The organism is Salinimonas lutimaris (genome assembly GCF_005222225.1).
Lineage (GTDB): Bacteria > Pseudomonadota > Gammaproteobacteria > Enterobacterales > Alteromonadaceae > Alteromonas > Alteromonas lutimaris.
Window position 1 is genome coordinate 1,027,590 of the sequence record NZ_CP036536.1, and the last position, 15,713, is coordinate 1,043,302.

Genomic DNA, 15,713 nt, shown 5'->3' on the forward strand with positions numbered 1-15,713 from the left:
CCTCCACTGTTATGCCTGTACCGGCCTATCTCTGGTCAATCGGTGGAACGGCCCGCAGAGCCTCACCAGTATATTCTGCCGACGGACGAATAATTCTGTTGTCAGCACGCTGTTCCATCACGTGAGCTGCCCAGCCGGTCAGACGAGACATAACAAAAATCGGAGTAAACAATTTGGTGGGGATGCCCATAAAATTGTACGCTGAGGCATGGAAAAAATCGGCGTTACAAAATAGCTTTTTCTCGCGCCACATAACCTCTTCACAACGCTCGGACACCGAATAGAGCACGGAATCTCCCACGTCCTGAGCGAGCTTTTTCGACCATTGCTTGATAATTTCATTGCGCGGATCGCTGGTGGAGTAAATGGCATGGCCGAAGCCCATGATTTTTTCCTTACGCTCAAGCTTACCGAGCATTTCCTGTTCTGCATGGTCGGCAGAGGTAAATCCTTCAATCATCTCCATTGCCGCTTCATTTGCTCCACCGTGAAGCGGGCCGCGTAAGGAGCCGATAGCGCCCGTGATGCACGAATGCATGTCAGACAGGGTGGAGGCACACACACGCGCCGTAAATGTAGAAGCATTAAACTCGTGTTCAGCGTACAAAATTAACGAAACATGCATGACTTTTTCATGCAGTTCTTTTGGCTGCTCATCATGCAACATATGTAGGAAGTGGCCACCGATAGAATCGTCGTGGGTTTCTGTTTCTATCCGCACACCATCATGACTGAATCGATACCAGTAACAGATGATACTGGCAAAGCAGGCCAGCATGCGCTCAGTAACCTGCTGCTGCTCATCAAAGGAAGACTCGCCTTCCAGATTTCCCAGCATCGAGCACCCCGTTCGGAGCACGTCCATTGGATGAGCGTCTTTAGGGATTCGCTCGAGCACCTCTTTTAGCGCGTCTGGTAAAGCCCGCATTGACTTTAGCTTGTTCTTATATTCGGATAGTTCATCGCGGTTGGGTAGCTTGCCCTGTAAAATCAGGTATGCGACTTCTTCAAACTGGCACTGTTCCGCCAGGTCTTTGACATCGTACCCTCGATAGGTCAGCCCGGAGCCAGACTGTCCAACGGTTGATAATGCTGTTTTTCCTGCTACCTGTCCACGCAAACCTGCGCCGCTAAGTGCTTTTGCCATGAGGTTCTCCCGTTTAAAATGTAGAATACAAAGGTTAATATTATTTTGGTTATTGTTTGTTTTTGGCCTGGGCGAATAGCTCATCAAGCTTCTTTTCATAGTCGTGATAACCCAGATAATCATAAAGCTCCATGCGGGTTTGCATGTTATCGACTACCGCTTTCTGATCGCCATTTTCCAGAATGCTCTGATATACCAGTTCAGCCGCCTTACTCATGGCCCTGAAAGCACTGAGTGGATAGAGCACCATCGCGACTCCCCAGTCCGCCAGTTGAGCTTTGTTCCATAATTCAGTCTTGCCAAATTCGGTAATATTAGCCAGTACCGGTACATTTAAAGCATCGCAGAATGCTTTATAGTGCGATTCAGTCTGAATTGCTTCAGCAAAAATGCCATCCGCGCCAGCTTCTACATAGGCTTGCGCCCGGGCAATAGCAGCTTCAAGGCCTTCCTGAGCAAATGCATCCGTTCGCGCCATGATAAAAAAGTCGGGATCGTTGCGGGCATCCACAGCTGATTTAATTCTGTCGACCATCTCTGCTGTCGACACGATTTCTTTATTGGGCCGGTGACCACAGCGCTTCTGGGCTACCTGGTCTTCCATATGAACAGCTGCTGCTCCGGCTTTTTCCATATCTTTTACTGTTTTAGCGATATTAAATGCGCCGCCCCAGCCAGTATCAATATCCACCAGTAATGGCAGGTCGCAGGCACTGGTGATACGCTGAACATCAGTCAGCACATCGTTTAACGATGTCATCCCAAGGTCGGGTAAACCATAAGATGCGTTGGCCACACCGCCGCCGGATAAATAAATGGCCTGATGACCAATCTGCTGAGCCATCATGGCTGAATAGGCGTTGATAGTGCCGACAATCTGAAGTGGCTGACTGGCTTTGAGTGCCATTCTGAATTTTTTGCCAGGGCTTAACGAGTGCATAAGATACCTTTCATCAATATAGGGTTAATTAGTTAGCTTTCGCTCAATATTGTTTTTCGAATAAAGGATGTGCCTGCGCATGAGCATTTCGGCCAGTTCGCCATCACGATTAGCAATCGCTTTTACAATATGCCGGTGTTCATCAAAAGCCGTTGTGACTCGCGGGCCCGCCATCCCCAGTTGTACTCTGTACATTCTGACCAGATGATAGATCCCCTCTACCAATACGCTGATCAGGTGACTGTTTTTGCTGCCCACGACAATCCGGTAGTGAAAGTCGACATCGCCGGCTTCCTGGTAATAAGACTCGCCCGGTTTGACCTTGTTATAGTGTGTATCCAGTAACTGTTCCATCGCCTTAATATCAGTGTCTTCCATGTTATATGCAGCCAGTCGTGCAGCCATACCCTCCAGCGCTTCTCTGACCTGGTATAACTGAATAAGCCCCTGTTGACTCAAGGTCACTACGCGGGCGCCGACGTTGGCTTTTCGCTCTACCAGATGGCAGCTGGCTAACCGGTTGATCGCTTCACGAATAACAGCCCGGCTGACTTCATATTTTGTCGACAGTTCTGTTTCGCTGAGTTTACTGCCAGCCAGGATCTCGCCCTCAACAATATCTGTGCGTAGTTTAAAAAACGTCTTATCAGCGCTGGTGACGGGGGCTTCTACCGGCAAAACCGAGATTTGTGATGACAAAGTTCGCTGTTTCCTAAAAATTTGTTGCCGACAATTTAGGCTTATTAGGCGGTTGAGTCAATCTTTAATCTTTGAATTGTCGACAATGTGTGAGCAGACATTGCTCCTCTACAGCTAACAAGTCGACCTTGAATGAGCGGGCAGTGATAAGCAAAACACAGAGAAATGGCATGGGTGTCTTGCTATTGTTTTATCATTGTGCGGCGGGCAGACAGTCAAAATGAGAAAAGAACTAACCTTCATATCATGGTATGACGTCAGGTAGATAAGTGACATGGGTGTCTTACTACTGACTAATCAAAAAACGGTTTGGCAAAAAGTGATGAGGTGACGGTTTTGTTATGTCGGGCCTATACAGGTTAACTCAGAAACAAGCAGCGTGGGTGTCTTGCTAATAAATAACATGGGTGTCTTTGCAAACAGGCCGGGATCAGCCGGCCTGGAAGGAGCGTTATTCAGCGTGGCTTAATCTGGTTAGCGTATCTGCCTCTACTTCAAAATCTTCGGTAAGATCGTCATCAAAGGTAGTGGTAATAGACACACGATCCCCTTGACTGAGCTGATAATAGCCTTCCTTATCCAGAGGGTTATTGTCCAGGTCATCTGTTTCTACCGTAATGCTGTTTTTTCCGGTAGAAAACTGGAAGGCATCTTCTGAAATCGCGGTGATGGTTCCGGTCAGTGTCATTGCGCCGGTTTCTCGATCGACAGCGTTACCAGTGATCGCGTCAGCCTGTTGCGGAGATACGTCCGGGCTGACAAATGCTGTTCCCAGTGACTGCACATACAAGCCGGTAGCGGAAAGCCGATGACTTGTCATAAACTCATCACTCATCTGCGCAGTAACGGTCACCTTGCTATCTTTCATCTGCGCAAAGGCCGGCTGGTCTAACTGCAACAGGCTGGTATCGACTGTCATACTACCATCGCCGGTATCAACAGTGATAAAATGTGAATCTACCTGCGTGACATCCCCCTGAATGGTGATCCAGGTTGCATCAGTAGCCATCGTACTGGCTGATGTTGCGGTTGTCTCAGCAAGCGCGGCTGCTGACAACAAAACAGAGCCCATCAGGCTGGCACCTACAAGCTTAACTGGTTGAAAACGTAGCTTTGTCATACTTTACACCTCACTATATGTGAATGATCCATTTTATTCGCATAAAGCAGATTGCAAACAGTGTGCCTGCTATATTTTTCAACAAGTTAGCGTGTTTTAAGATGCCCGTGGCTGTAAAAGTTGGCTACCCGTTTTGTAAAGCCTGCCGGCGCCACCCCCTTACTTCTGCGCAGATGACATGCGTATTTTTCGTTTATTGAGAATGGCTTCACCTGCACTTTGCTTCAAAGATAAGCTATCAATAATCGACAGCATGGTGATAGCGGCCATCATCCACATGGTCAACTGAAAATCGGCAATGTTTGGGTCGGTATTGCTACCTTCCAGAAAAATGGTTGCCAGCGCGAGGGCGAGTGCGCCGATGGTAATTCCCAATCCCCGGTTCATTTGCATTAACACTGCGCTGAGCGTGTTGGCATCACGCATCTTATACTGAGGAATGTCGGCAAAGCCCAGCGTATTTAATACCGTCAGGTGCATTGAGCGCGCCATACCACTGAAAAACAGAATCAGGCCCAGCACCAGGCCAGATGTACTCTTATCGCAGAAGGCCAGTGCGACAAAGCCGGCGGCAATGAGTATGGTGTTGCAAACCAGCACATTTTTAAATCCAAACTGATTCATGATCCAGGTAGTCGCCGGCTTGATTAGCAGGTTTCCGGCAAATAGCCATAAAAGTACTGTTCCGGCTTCCACCGCACTGTAGCCCATACCAAGCTGGAGCATAAGCGGAATTAAAAATGGCGTGGCAGAGAGCGAAATCCGGATTATTGATCCGCCCAGCATGGTTGTTCTGAATGTTTTAAACCGCAGCGCGTCAAGAGAGAATAAGGGAGCCGGCGCGCTGAGCATATGCCTGACCGTAATTATGAGCACCAGCAAGCCCGCAATAACCAGTACCGAGGGAAGGGTAATATCATCCGGTCGGCTACTAAAAGACTCCAGGCCAGCCATAAATAATCCGAATCCGGTCCCGCTTAACAAAAAGCCTTTCACGTCAAATTGCTGGTGTTCACCTTTTTGACTGTCCAGCAGCCAGAATGTAAAACCAAGTGCGACTAAGCCCAGCGGCACGTTCATATAAAATATCCATGACCAGTGCCAGTTCTCAGCAATCCAGCCTCCCAGCACCGGCCCAATCAATGGCGCAGACAACGCCGGCCAGGTCAGAATAGCCATGGATTTGACGATTTCTTCTTTGGGTAAGTTCCTCAGCACAACCAAACGGCCGACCGGAACCATCATTGCACCGCCGAGCCCCTGTAAAACTCTGGCTGCAGTAAATTCATTTAAGGTGGTACTGGCACCGCAAAGCACAGAAGCAAGAATAAATACAATAATAGCTAAGGCAAAAATGCGCCGGGCGCCAAAGCGGTCGGCAGCCCAGCCACTGATAGGTATAAAAATAGTTACCGCTACAAGATAGGCGCTGACGCCCACAGATAAATGCGCTGCAGGTACAGCAAAGTCCTGCGCCATCGCTGGTAACGCAGTCGTAATGATGGTGGAGTCTAAAATCTCCATAAACAAAGCAGCCGCAACCAGCAGTGCGGTTGCTGTTTTATGAGCAATTCTGGGCATGTATCAGTAACAACTTTTAAGAAGGGGAGATAACCAGGCCATCTGCTGGCCTGATTTATAGGCAGATGGCCATAGGCTAGATCAGTTTTTGAGCGGCATGGCTATTTATCAGATAATCTCAAAGGCTCTGACTACACGCTTAACACCGTCAATATTTCGGGCAATATCCACCGCGTAAGTTGCTTCCTGATTGTTCAGCCGGCCCATGAGGAATACTTCTGAATTCTGCACTACCACCCGCACCTGTAACGCCGGGACATCCTCATTGGCCAGCAGCTTAGCGCGTACTTTGTTGGCCAGCCAGATATCGTAGGCCTGACCTGAAGCACCAATTGGCTGGGCTACCCGAATCTGATTATGAATCTTGCGCACATAACCAACCTGTCTGACCTGCTCCTCAGCCTGGCTTATCAGTTGCTGATCAGGCGCCTGACCGGTTAGCAGGGCTACACCGTTATAGATATCAATTTCAATATTTGCATCGTCTTTCAGGCGTTCATTTTCAGCCCATCTGAAAGACACTTTTCCTTCTGCATTCTGGTCGTCTAGCTGCGTACCAACGGTCCGTCTGTCATTCGCCACTTTAGCCGCGGCGGCACCGGCACCAACCACAAATACCGCGCAGCCCTGCAGGCTGCCGGCGGCCAGAACCAGTGCTAAAGAGCAGGCTGTAAACCATCGTTTTGACATTGACTATACTTCTCCTTCGTCGGCCGGGAATAAACTGTCATCAATGCATTCACACAAATTGTGAATCACTAGTAGATGCACTTCCTGAATACGCGCAGTGCGGTTGGACGGTACACGAATTTCCACATCATGTTCGCTTAAGAACCCGGCCATTTCACCGCCGTCTTTGCCGGTCAGTGCCACAATCGTCATATCCCGGGAAAGCGCTGCTTCCATTGCCGCAATGACATTACGTGAATTACCACTGGTTGAGATGGCCAGCAGGATATCGCCGGACTGACCCAGTGCGCGTACCTGTTTGGCAAAAATCTCATCGTAACTGTAATCGTTAGCAATTGAGGTTAGGGTAGAGGTATCTGTACTCAGCGCAATCGCTGGCAGACTCGGGCGATCACGTTCATAACGGTTTAGCATTTCCGAGGAAAAGTGCTGCGCATCACCGGCTGAACCACCGTTGCCGCAACTCAGAATTTTATTACCGCGGATCAGCGCTTCTACCATCATGGACGCTGCTTTTTCAATCGCTTCGGGTAATACTTCAGACGCGGCGATTTTGGTCTGAATGCTTTCGGTGAAGTTTGCTTTAATTTTTTCAATCATCTGTTTTCTACCTTTGCAATGGGTGTTCAGGCAATGTTTTTAATCCATTGCATCTTATTATCGGTTAATGCTACCACATCTATGCGCATTGCGGTGTGGTAAGGGTTAATACCCTGAGCCAGAATATATTGTTCGAAGGTGACGTGTAACTTCTTAATTTTTGAAGCAGAAACCTGTTCTGCTGCGTTGCCATACCGGCTGTGCCGGCGCGCTTTGACTTCAACACAAACCCAGATGTCTGTGTCGCGCATCACCAGGTCGAGCTCACCAAAGCGGCTATGGTAATTCTGGCTGACAAAGGTCAGGCCCTGACCGACCAGCCAGTCCCGGACCTGTTCTTCTGCCTGCGCTCCGGCCTTACGCGACATACGATTTACTCTGCCGTGGACTTAACCCGCCCTCCACTAATAATGGCTTTGGGAAGTGTGCGTACCACCTCGCGCTTGTCATTCAGTGACAGGGCTCCGGTCAGGCCTGACAAAGAAGCCTGTGGTACCACGGCCATATTAGTGACATGAGGCAGCATGTGATAAGCATCTACACCAAATGCAAAAAAGCGCTGTTGCTGGGTACTGCGGTTGGGCCAGATTTGCGCTACCTCGTCACTTAGGGTGCTCCATTGATTGTCCGGCAGCATCCATGGCATATCAATAAATCGCACATTTTGCAGGTCTCGCCACTGATTTTTGCCACTGTCATATTCCATCGACCTGGAGGTGGCATAAACCGGAATGGTTTTGCCATCAAAGGGTGTCACACTGGCCTCAATCATGGGGTTGAGCAATTCGGTCTCCTGCGGAGAGGCAAATACCACAATAGCGTCAATGTCGTGTCTGCTGCGGGTAACGTTGTGTAGTTTTTCATTCACCATATACCGGATTTGGTCAATTCGGGTTTTGCTTTGCGCCACTCCCAGTGCACTGGTAATGCTGTCTTTAAGTGAGTTATTGTCAGTAAAACTGATATGAGTCAGGGTGTTATCGGCTGCGATACCGGTATCTTGCTGATGTTGCTGCCAGCGCAGTTGAAAGCTGTCTGACAGACGCTGATAAATGGAGGAACCGGCGGTAATAACAATAGGCGCGCGATAGCCTTTGGCAAAGATGTCGTCGGCCAGCTGATGCGCTTCATCTTCCGGTGCCAATGCAAACCAGGCTGCCGATGTGGTAGCTGAAAGGGTCGGTACACCTGGCTGTTCATCTATGGTGCTCGCCGCAACATTGAGTAGCGGTGATATTACCTCATCGCTGTCTGATGAAACCGGCGTCTGGACAAATTGTTCCGGGCGGTTCAGCGCCAGCATTTGCGTGGTGGCAGGTAACAATGGCGCCAGCGCCTCTACATTTTCTTTAAGTAGCGGGCCAACCACCCAGTGAAAATCCTGCAATGCTTCAGCCAGTTGGCTGGCAGATTTGTTATTGGTATCAATAAACACCAGCTGTTTGGCCGAGTTGCCTTGCGCGCCGGAAAGCTGCTGATAGTAGCCGGCCAGAATACCTTCTTTGATCGCTTTTCCGCTGGCGGCAAAGCGACCGCTTAGTGGTAACAACACCGCGGCTTTGGCAATCTGACCATGGCTGAGTAAATTTGCCTGCTGTACGCTGGTCGGTAGATTTTCTACTAATGGCGTGCCCCGGTATACCCGGGTAAACTGATTCAGTTCCTGCTGCAGTGACTGGGTTTGTAAACCGTATTGCTGCAAAATCTGCCGAAGGGCGATATAAGGTTCAAGCTCAGGATAGCTCCCCGTTGCTGCGGCCAGTTTATTGTCCGGCACTTTATTTACCCATTTCCACACTTGATTGACAGGATCTGCGCCGGGCTCCATCACCTGTGCCAGGGCGGAGGCGGCCTCAAGCCATTGTTGTTGCATAGGATAGAGTTGGGCCAGCACAGACAGCTGCAAACGCCGGGTTTCGCGATCTTCCGATAATGGGTGTAAAGAGGCAATCAGCGCTGGAGGATCAATATCATCATGGTTAAGGTAACTTTGGGCGATCAAAGCATGGGCTCTGGCCTGCAAAGAGCCGGTCAGAGTGGCTGGAGCCAGTGACACCAGAATTTGTTGCGCTGATGAGATATCGCCCTGTTGCAAAAAGGCAGCTGCAGCATCAAGGAGCAGGGTATCACGCTGGCCCGGGTCAGCACCGTGCTGCCAGGCTGCCTGCGCTTCACTGAGCAGATCCTGAGGCGATGCCTCAATCTGGGTTACCGGCATTGACTGGGAAGCTGACGTAACGGGGGCGTTGGTGGTGCGCTTTACCGCCGGCCCACTGCTACAGGCTGCCAGAGAAACAGCAACACCGATAACTGCAAATTTTGAAAGCCGGATAAATTGAGCTGCCAGTTGCACGCGTGATTCCTTATTGATTTAGTCGCTGCCAAGTTTATCTGAACATACAGGAAAATCTACGTTTGCATCGATAAACTGGCCTTTAGTCGTGTTACACTTTTTGTTTTTATATACGATAGTGCAGGTGAGCATGACAACGCACGACGGGCAACAAGATTTGCCACAGGGTACAGCGAATTCGATAGTGCCGGGAACCCTTTATATTGTTCCGACGCCCATCGGAAATCTGGATGATATAACTACCCGGGCCCTTAAAGTGCTTGAAGGGGCGGACTGGATTGCTGCTGAAGATACCCGGCATACCAATAAACTGTTACAGCATTATCATATTAAAACCCGCACGATGTCATTGCACGATCACAATGAAGACAAGCGGGCAGCCATGTTGGTACACCGGTTACAGGATGGGGCGTCAGTGGCGCTGGTCAGTGATGCTGGCACGCCGCTCATCAGCGATCCGGGCTTTGTGCTGGTCAGAAAGTGCCGCGAAAATAATATTAATGTGGTGCCATTACCAGGTGCCTGTGCGGCAATTACAGCGCTAAGTGCTGCAGGGCTGCCTACTGACCGATTTGTGTTTGAAGGCTTTTTACCGGCTAAAAGTCAGGCCCGGACCAATCAGCTGAAGTTACTGGCTGAACGCAGCTGTACAACCGTGTTTTATGAAGCGCCACGGCGTATAGTTGATACGGTGTCTGATATTCGCGAGATACTGGGAGCACAGCGCCAGCTGGTTATGGCCAAAGAGCTGACCAAAACCTTTGAACGGTTTATCAGTGGTACGCCGGATGAAGTACTGGCCTGGCTGAACGAAAATAATGCCCATCAAAAAGGCGAATTTGTGTTGATGGTAGCGGGCATTCAGCCCACATCAACGGCGTTACCTGCCGATGCCCTGGCATTACTGCAGGAACTGGCTGAGGTATTGCCGCTGAAAAAGGCCGCGGCCATTGTGGCCTCGCACTGTAACCTGAAAAAAAATGCGTTGTATCAGGCAGGGTTGTCATTTACTCAGGAGAAGTAGCCCGGCAGTAATCAATTTGGGTGTGATGGCCGTATGCACACTGAATTCATTAAATGGAGGTGAAGATGGTCACCAAGACATTAAAGCTGGATATCAGTGATGGCAACTGGATGGTAAACGTGATTCATGAAAATAATGATGACGGTAAATACGAGTTGCTACACCCCAATAAGGAAGCGAGTGTTGAGGTCACCGAGCAGATGCAGGGATTTGACTACAACATTATTGCTTCGGCCGGCACGCCGTTTAAACTGATGCTGGATGACATTGTTCTGGCTGAAGGGCAAACCGGAGATGATGGCGTGGCCCGCGGAAAAGGGATTATTTAACTGCTGTAAACAAAAAAGCCACGGGTAGTATGCACTGCGCCGTGGCTTTTTTATGTCTGGTAGTTGCCTATGACAACCGACCTTTAAAGTCTTCGTAGCTAAACTGGCGCACCAGCTCAAACTCGCCAGAGGCTCTTAAGATGCCAATGGATGGATGCTCCACGCCATTAAAAAACGTGGTTTTGACCATGGTATAATGCATCATGTCCTCAAACTGAAGACGGTCTCCAGCTTGTAAGGGGCGGTCAAATGAGTAGGTATCAATGACATCGCCAGCCAGACAGGAATTGCCTCCCAGTTTAACATCATGGGCTTTTACCCCGGGCATATCGGCATTCACTACCGCAGGGCGGTAAGGCATTTCAAGTACATCAGGCATGTGGGCAGTGGCTGAGATATCCAGAATCGCAATATCTCCGTCATTGTGCACCACATCAACCACTTCTGCGATGAGCGGTCCGGTTTGCCACGCCACAGCAGAGCCTGGCTCCAGAATCACATCTAAGTGCGGATACCGGGCCTTAAATGCTGACAGGGTGTTGATCAGGTGTTCCACATCATACCCCTCGCGGGTCATCAGATGTCCTCCGCCCAGGTTCAGCCATTTCAGCTGCCCAAGCCACTGACCAAATCTGGCTTCAATGGCTGCCAGGGTGCGTTCGGTGGCAAAGGAGTCGCATTCACACAAGTTGTGGCAGTGAAAACCCTCAATACCGGTCAGGTCGACCCCTTCAAGCTCACTGGCCCGGATCCCCAGACGTGAGCCGGGTGCGGCGGGATCATAAAGCGGAGTTTCAGCTTCCTGATGCTCAGGGTTAATTCTCAGTCCCACAGAGACGCCGTTTAAACTATCCTGATGTGCCTGCCACTGACTGAGGCTGTTGAATGACAAGTGCTGTACCAGCGTACTGAGCTCAGCAATGTCTGAAGCTTTGTAGGCCGGTGCATAGGCATGCACCTCTTTACCCATTTCACTGGCCAGTTTGGCTTCCCAGACAGAACTGGCGGTAGCACCGTGCAGATACTGCCCGATAATGTCGAAGCAAGACCACATTGAAAAGCCTTTCAGGGCCAGAATAATTCGTGCGCCTGACTCGTCCTGAACCCGCTTCATCAGCTCCAGATTACGAATAAGCTTTGCTTCTTCAAGCACGTAGCACGGCGACGGTATATCGCTACGCTGGGTTAAGTCAGTCAACGTTGGTCTCCTGATTACTTTTTGAACGGGCTGGCGTCGCACTCAAGCACATGCCATGGCAGGCCGTGCTGGTTCAGCTGTTCCATAAACGGATCCGGGTCAAACTGTTCCATGTTCCACACACCAGGCTTTTTCCATGTGCCATTGAGCATCAGCATCGCACCAATCATGGCAGGTACACCTGTGGTGTAAGAAACGGCCTGTGCACCCACTTCTTCATTGGTTTTAGCATGATCACAGTTGTTGTAAATGAAGATGGTTTTTTCCTGACCGTCTTTAATACCCGTGATATATGTACCGATACACGTCATGCCAGTATAACCTTCGGCCAGTGAGCCAGGGTTAGGCAGAACGGCTTTTAGGAACTCCAGAGGTACAATTTTCTGACCTTGATAATCGACAGGCTCGATGCTGGTCATGCCAATACCCTCAAGCACGCGCAGATGATTCAGATAGGCTTCACCGAAGGTCATCCAGAAACGGGCACGTTTAATGGTAGGGAAGTGCTTAACAATAGACTCAAGTTCTTCGTGATACATCAGGTAAGACGGGCGTACACCGATATTCTGATAATCCAGATCTTCGCGCACGCTTAGTGGATCCGTTTCTTTCCACTGGCCATCTTCAAAGAATTTACCGCGCTGGGTAATTTCACGAATATTGATTTCAGGGTTAAAGTTGGTGGCAAACGCCTGACCGTGGTCGCCGCCATTACAATCGACAATATCCAGATAATGAATTTCATCAAAGTAATGCTTTGCCGCATATGCTGTAAACACGTTGGTTACGCCCGGATCAAAACCTGAGCCCAGCAGCGCCATGATACCTGCATCGCGGAACTTGTCCTGGTAAGCCCACTGCCAGCTGTATTCAAATTTCGCCTCATCCTTCGGCTCATAGTTTGCAGTATCCAGATAATCAGTGTTGGTTGTCAGACATGCATCCATGATCGGCAAATCCTGGTAGGGCAGTGCAAGGTTGATAACCAGATCCGGTTTTACCTCATTGATAAGCTTTTCAACTTCGCTGGCATTGTCGGCATCTACCGCAAACACAGCTTTAACGCGGTCAGCACCCACTTCTTGCTGCAACGCTTCACATTTAGAAACAGTGCGGCTGGCCAGGTAAATCTCGTCAAAGAATTCTGGCAGACGAGCACATTTTTTAACGGTTACAGTAGAGACGCCACCGGCGCCAATAATTAAAACTCGAGACATAAGGTCGGTTCCCAAGGCGTTGAAATTTGCGCTGAATCCTAGCAGACATCATCAAATTGGCAAGCAAAGTTGCATCTGCCGGGCACGAATGTATTTAAACTACCTTATATGGAGCATATTCGCTCAACAAGGCTGATTATCGATTATACCGACAAGTTAATCGTCAGGTAAAAAATGACCAGCAGATGCTGGTCATTAATAATTAGGCTTTATTACTACTGTGCTCAGGTATTGAGCGGAGGAGACACCACAATTTTTTTGTTGATACGAAAATAAGGGTACAACAACATAGTTTCTTCACCGTTAGGCGCAGTGGCAGCAATCGCGATAGCATCGAGCTTTTTCAAATGCTCGGTCTGCACAGTGGCGGCATATACTAATACGCTATAGCCGTTCGTATCGGTGGTCGTATCGATAATACGCCATTGTAGTTGCTCAATCAGATAACTTTCATTGCTGGCTGACAGCATATCGTCGGAAAACAGACAATCTACTTCACCCTCATTATAAACCGCAGCAAAAGGATAGATGGCATCGCAATGTGGCAGCATTAACTCACACAGCTGTAAAGCCCGATCTATCAGTGTTTGTAACGGGGTTGCCAGTTTTGTTGGGCCATTTATCACAATTACTTCCTCCGGGTGCCTGGCAGGCATCAAACACCTCACACGGTTGCCGCCTGATCATTATCATGCGCCGCAACGATCAAAAAAACGTCGCCTGCCTGTCATAAAAACGTGATAACCGCCTTGGTAGATCATTTTCTGGCACCTTGCAAGCCGCCAGTGTGTAAAATTAACACATTACTGTTTGTAGAAAATACCTCCTGTTTAAGCATCTCCCTGATACCAAACAGTAACTTACCCGAGTAGACCGGCTCAATGGGCACCTGTAGCTCATCGGTAGTTTGCTGGCAAAACTGGTAAAGCTGCTCACAGACTTTGGCATAACCACCGCCGTGAAACGCATGCTTAATACGCCAGTTGGAGCGCGACTCTGGCATGAGTGAGCTCACCAGGTCTTCTAAATAGCCTTCACCTTTTAATACAGCCACGCCTAGTGCTATCGCCGGTGGTTTAATAGAAGTGGCAATACCGGCTAGAGTTGCGCCACTGGCCACCGGGCACACAATATAATCATAGGTTCGGCAGCATTCACTGATAATAGACTGGGTTCCTGTCAGGGCAGCAGATTCGCTGCCGCCTTCGGCGATGACGTGATAGCCCGGCCACTGTGAGGAAAGCGAGTTGATATAGTCAGGGTCGGTACGCTGTTTATAGGTGATACGGTTAACATAATGCACGGTCGCACCCCACGAGTGCAGGTCTCTTAACATGGGTGTCTTGTTATTGTGGTAGTTTCCTCTGACCACAGCAACAAAGGGAAGGTTGAGTTGATGGCACAGATAGCCAAGAGCATGCAGATGGTTTGAGTACCCGCCACCAAAGCTGATAATACCCTTCGGCAAAGACGTCCACTGGCTGAATATGCCAGACAATTTGCGCCACTTGTTGCCTGAAATTACAGGGTGAATCAGATCATCTCGCTTTATCCACATTTTTACCCGCTCAGCACCTGGCCATGGGGGGCAGAAAGGTTGTTCAGGGCTCGGCAGCTGAATGCCAAGCTGGTCACTGATTTGTTGGCTAAGCGGTGAATACGGCATAACGGACTATTCTTAACTCTGTGTAATGGGTGATCAGAACGGGTCAGGGCAGGGTAATGAATGTTAAATACATCAGTCGATAAATTTATGAAAAAACATATTGTTGCTGCAGCCTTTGTGGCGCTCTCCGGTTCGGTTTCTGCCGCGCCGGATGTTATTTCCGATGCAGTTCCCCAGGCGACAATCGTTGGTGAGGGTAAGTTTACCTATTATTTGTGGGATGTGTACAAGGCATCGCTTTATGCACCAAATGGTAAATGGGAAGGAGCGCCTCCTTATGCACTCAAGCTTACCTATTTACGAGACCTGACGGGCCAGAAAATTGCCGAACGCAGCACTAAGGAAATGCGCAAACAAGGTGGCCTGGATAACGCTCAGCTAGACGAGTGGGATCAGAAAATGAAGTCGATTTTCCCGGATGTTGAAGAGGACGATACATTGACTGGCGTTGCCACCGATGCGGGTCACACCAAATTTTTCTTCAACGGTGAGCCAATTGGCTCGGTCGAAGACGCTGAATTTACCGAGCGTTTTTTTGGGATCTGGCTCAGTGAAAAAACATCAGAGCCAGAATTCAGAGAAAAATTACTTAACGGAGCAAGTGAATGAAAACGCTTATTATGACGGGTATGCTGACCATGGGCGGGTTAGCATTATCAGGGTGCAGTACGGCGCCGCAGGGGGAAGATTATACCGCAGTGTCTCCAAAACTGGATATACAGCGCTTTTTTAACGGTGAGGTAAAGGCGTGGGGGATCGCTCAAAACCGCTCCGGCGAAGTAGTGCAACGTTTCAAAGTTGATATATCAGGTCGCATGGAAGGCAATACGCTGATTATGGACGAGCAATTTGAGTATGGCGTTGGGGAAGGTCCCACACAGCGTACCTGGCGTATTACACCCAATGGCGGGGGGAACTTTACCGGCCGGGCTGGCGATATCGACGGACCGGCTGATGGTAAGAGTTACGGTAATGCCTTTAACTTTACCTATGAAATGGATTTACCGGTTGACGATACCAGCTACCATGTGAGTTTTGATGACTGGTTTTTTGCCTTTGACGACACCACGCTGATGAACCGCTCATACATTAAAAAGTTTGGTGTCACCATGGCAGAAGTGACTATCTTTATGCAAAAGCAGCCGTAAC

The 15,713-nt window shown here is 49.3% G+C and carries 17 protein-coding genes; 4 read left to right on the forward strand and 13 right to left on the reverse strand.

The window, feature by feature from the left end; translation table 11 throughout:
- Positions 1 to 25: 25 nt before the first annotated feature.
- From prpC to EZV72_RS04390, 9 genes are all read right to left on the reverse strand, one after another.
- Complete coding sequence (prpC, locus tag EZV72_RS04350; protein ID WP_137166084.1) at positions 26 to 1,147, reverse strand: bifunctional 2-methylcitrate synthase/citrate synthase; 1,122 nt, start codon at positions 1,145 to 1,147, stop codon at positions 26 to 28.
- A 49-nt stretch (positions 1,148 to 1,196) separates the two neighbouring features.
- Positions 1,197 to 2,087, reverse strand: a complete 891-nt coding sequence (prpB, locus tag EZV72_RS04355; protein WP_137166085.1) for a methylisocitrate lyase — start codon at positions 2,085 to 2,087, stop codon at positions 1,197 to 1,199.
- 24 nt (positions 2,088 to 2,111) lie between these two features.
- Positions 2,112 to 2,786 (reverse strand): GntR family transcriptional regulator, encoded by a 675-nt coding sequence (locus EZV72_RS04360; RefSeq protein ID WP_232364505.1) that lies wholly within the window; start codon positions 2,784 to 2,786, stop codon positions 2,112 to 2,114.
- A gap of 451 nt (positions 2,787 to 3,237) precedes the next feature.
- Positions 3,238 to 3,906, reverse strand: coding sequence for a hypothetical protein (locus EZV72_RS04365; RefSeq protein WP_137166086.1), 669 nt, complete (start codon positions 3,904 to 3,906; stop codon positions 3,238 to 3,240).
- Positions 3,907 to 4,065: 159 nt separating this feature from the next.
- The gene (locus tag EZV72_RS04370; RefSeq protein WP_232364506.1) at positions 4,066 to 5,487 is read right to left on the reverse strand and encodes an MFS transporter; all 1,422 of its coding nucleotides are present in this window, start codon (positions 5,485 to 5,487) and stop codon (positions 4,066 to 4,068) included.
- Positions 5,488 to 5,595: 108 nt separating this feature from the next.
- Positions 5,596 to 6,177 (reverse strand): BON domain-containing protein, encoded by a 582-nt coding sequence (locus EZV72_RS04375; RefSeq protein WP_137166087.1) that lies wholly within the window; start codon positions 6,175 to 6,177, stop codon positions 5,596 to 5,598.
- A 3-nt stretch (positions 6,178 to 6,180) separates the two neighbouring features.
- Positions 6,181 to 6,777: a phosphoheptose isomerase gene (locus EZV72_RS04380; protein ID WP_137166088.1), complete on the reverse strand. Its 597-nt coding sequence runs from the start codon at positions 6,775 to 6,777 to the stop codon at positions 6,181 to 6,183.
- Positions 6,778 to 6,803: 26 nt separating this feature from the next.
- Positions 6,804 to 7,145: a YraN family protein gene (locus tag EZV72_RS04385; RefSeq protein ID WP_137166089.1), complete on the reverse strand. Its 342-nt coding sequence runs from the start codon at positions 7,143 to 7,145 to the stop codon at positions 6,804 to 6,806.
- Positions 7,146 to 7,150: 5 nt separating this feature from the next.
- A complete protein-coding gene (locus EZV72_RS04390; RefSeq protein ID WP_137166090.1) occupies positions 7,151 to 9,130 on the reverse strand; it encodes a penicillin-binding protein activator in 1,980 nt (659 codons plus the stop codon).
- Between the two features lie 130 nt (positions 9,131 to 9,260).
- Here EZV72_RS04390 and rsmI point away from each other — a divergent pair, with 130 nt between their 5' ends.
- Complete coding sequence (gene rsmI, locus EZV72_RS04395; RefSeq protein ID WP_137166091.1) at positions 9,261 to 10,154, forward strand: 16S rRNA (cytidine(1402)-2'-O)-methyltransferase; 894 nt, start codon at positions 9,261 to 9,263, stop codon at positions 10,152 to 10,154.
- 65 nt (positions 10,155 to 10,219) lie between these two features.
- Positions 10,220 to 10,483: a hypothetical protein gene (locus EZV72_RS04400; protein ID WP_137166092.1), complete on the forward strand. Its 264-nt coding sequence runs from the start codon at positions 10,220 to 10,222 to the stop codon at positions 10,481 to 10,483.
- A gap of 67 nt (positions 10,484 to 10,550) precedes the next feature.
- Here the strand turns inward: EZV72_RS04400 and nspC are convergent, their stop codons facing one another.
- From nspC to EZV72_RS04420, 4 genes are all read right to left on the reverse strand, one after another.
- Positions 10,551 to 11,681 (reverse strand): carboxynorspermidine decarboxylase, encoded by a 1,131-nt coding sequence (gene nspC, locus EZV72_RS04405; protein ID WP_137166093.1) that lies wholly within the window; start codon positions 11,679 to 11,681, stop codon positions 10,551 to 10,553.
- A 14-nt stretch (positions 11,682 to 11,695) separates the two neighbouring features.
- The gene (locus EZV72_RS04410) at positions 11,696 to 12,898 is read right to left on the reverse strand and encodes a saccharopine dehydrogenase family protein (RefSeq protein ID WP_137166094.1); all 1,203 of its coding nucleotides are present in this window, start codon (positions 12,896 to 12,898) and stop codon (positions 11,696 to 11,698) included.
- Between the two features lie 224 nt (positions 12,899 to 13,122).
- The gene (locus tag EZV72_RS04415) at positions 13,123 to 13,524 is read right to left on the reverse strand and encodes a hypothetical protein (protein ID WP_137166095.1); all 402 of its coding nucleotides are present in this window, start codon (positions 13,522 to 13,524) and stop codon (positions 13,123 to 13,125) included.
- Positions 13,525 to 13,655: 131 nt separating this feature from the next.
- Entirely contained in the window at positions 13,656 to 14,564 is a 909-nt protein-coding gene (locus EZV72_RS04420; protein WP_137166096.1) for a 1-aminocyclopropane-1-carboxylate deaminase/D-cysteine desulfhydrase, read from the reverse strand.
- A gap of 60 nt (positions 14,565 to 14,624) precedes the next feature.
- On the opposite strand from EZV72_RS04420, the gene EZV72_RS04425 reads away from it, so the two are divergent.
- A complete protein-coding gene (locus EZV72_RS04425) occupies positions 14,625 to 15,173 on the forward strand; it encodes a chalcone isomerase family protein (protein ID WP_232364507.1) in 549 nt (182 codons plus the stop codon).
- Positions 15,170 to 15,712, forward strand: coding sequence for a DUF3833 family protein (locus EZV72_RS04430; RefSeq protein WP_137166097.1), 543 nt, complete (start codon positions 15,170 to 15,172; stop codon positions 15,710 to 15,712). The genes EZV72_RS04425 and EZV72_RS04430 overlap by 4 nt, the downstream gene beginning before the upstream one ends.
- Position 15,713 lies beyond the last annotated feature (1 nt).

What these genes read in the sequence shown, in the direction of transcription:
- prpC (WP_137166084.1), bottom strand. Translation starts at nt 1,147, where the DNA reads ATGGCAAAAGCACTTAGCGGCGCAGGTTTGCGTGGACAGGTAGCAGGA.
- prpB (WP_137166085.1), bottom strand. Translation starts at nt 2,087, where the DNA reads ATGCACTCGTTAAGCCCTGGCAAAAAATTCAGAATGGCACTCAAAGCC.
- EZV72_RS04365 (WP_137166086.1), bottom strand. Translation starts at nt 3,906, where the DNA reads ATGACAAAGCTACGTTTTCAACCAGTTAAGCTTGTAGGTGCCAGCCTG.
- EZV72_RS04370 (WP_232364506.1), bottom strand. Translation starts at nt 5,487, where the DNA reads ATGCCCAGAATTGCTCATAAAACAGCAACCGCACTGCTGGTTGCGGCT.
- EZV72_RS04375 (WP_137166087.1), bottom strand. Translation starts at nt 6,177, where the DNA reads ATGTCAAAACGATGGTTTACAGCCTGCTCTTTAGCACTGGTTCTGGCC.
- EZV72_RS04380 (WP_137166088.1), bottom strand. Translation starts at nt 6,777, where the DNA reads ATGATTGAAAAAATTAAAGCAAACTTCACCGAAAGCATTCAGACCAAA.
- EZV72_RS04385 (WP_137166089.1), bottom strand. Translation starts at nt 7,145, where the DNA reads ATGTCGCGTAAGGCCGGAGCGCAGGCAGAAGAACAGGTCCGGGACTGG.
- rsmI (WP_137166091.1), top strand. Translation starts at nt 9,261, where the DNA reads ATGACAACGCACGACGGGCAACAAGATTTGCCACAGGGTACAGCGAAT.
- EZV72_RS04400 (WP_137166092.1), top strand. Translation starts at nt 10,220, where the DNA reads ATGGTCACCAAGACATTAAAGCTGGATATCAGTGATGGCAACTGGATG.
- EZV72_RS04410 (WP_137166094.1), bottom strand. Translation starts at nt 12,898, where the DNA reads ATGTCTCGAGTTTTAATTATTGGCGCCGGTGGCGTCTCTACTGTAACC.
- EZV72_RS04420 (WP_137166096.1), bottom strand. Translation starts at nt 14,564, where the DNA reads ATGCCGTATTCACCGCTTAGCCAACAAATCAGTGACCAGCTTGGCATT.
- EZV72_RS04425 (WP_232364507.1), top strand. Translation starts at nt 14,625, where the DNA reads ATGTTAAATACATCAGTCGATAAATTTATGAAAAAACATATTGTTGCT.
- EZV72_RS04430 (WP_137166097.1), top strand. Translation starts at nt 15,170, where the DNA reads ATGAAAACGCTTATTATGACGGGTATGCTGACCATGGGCGGGTTAGCA.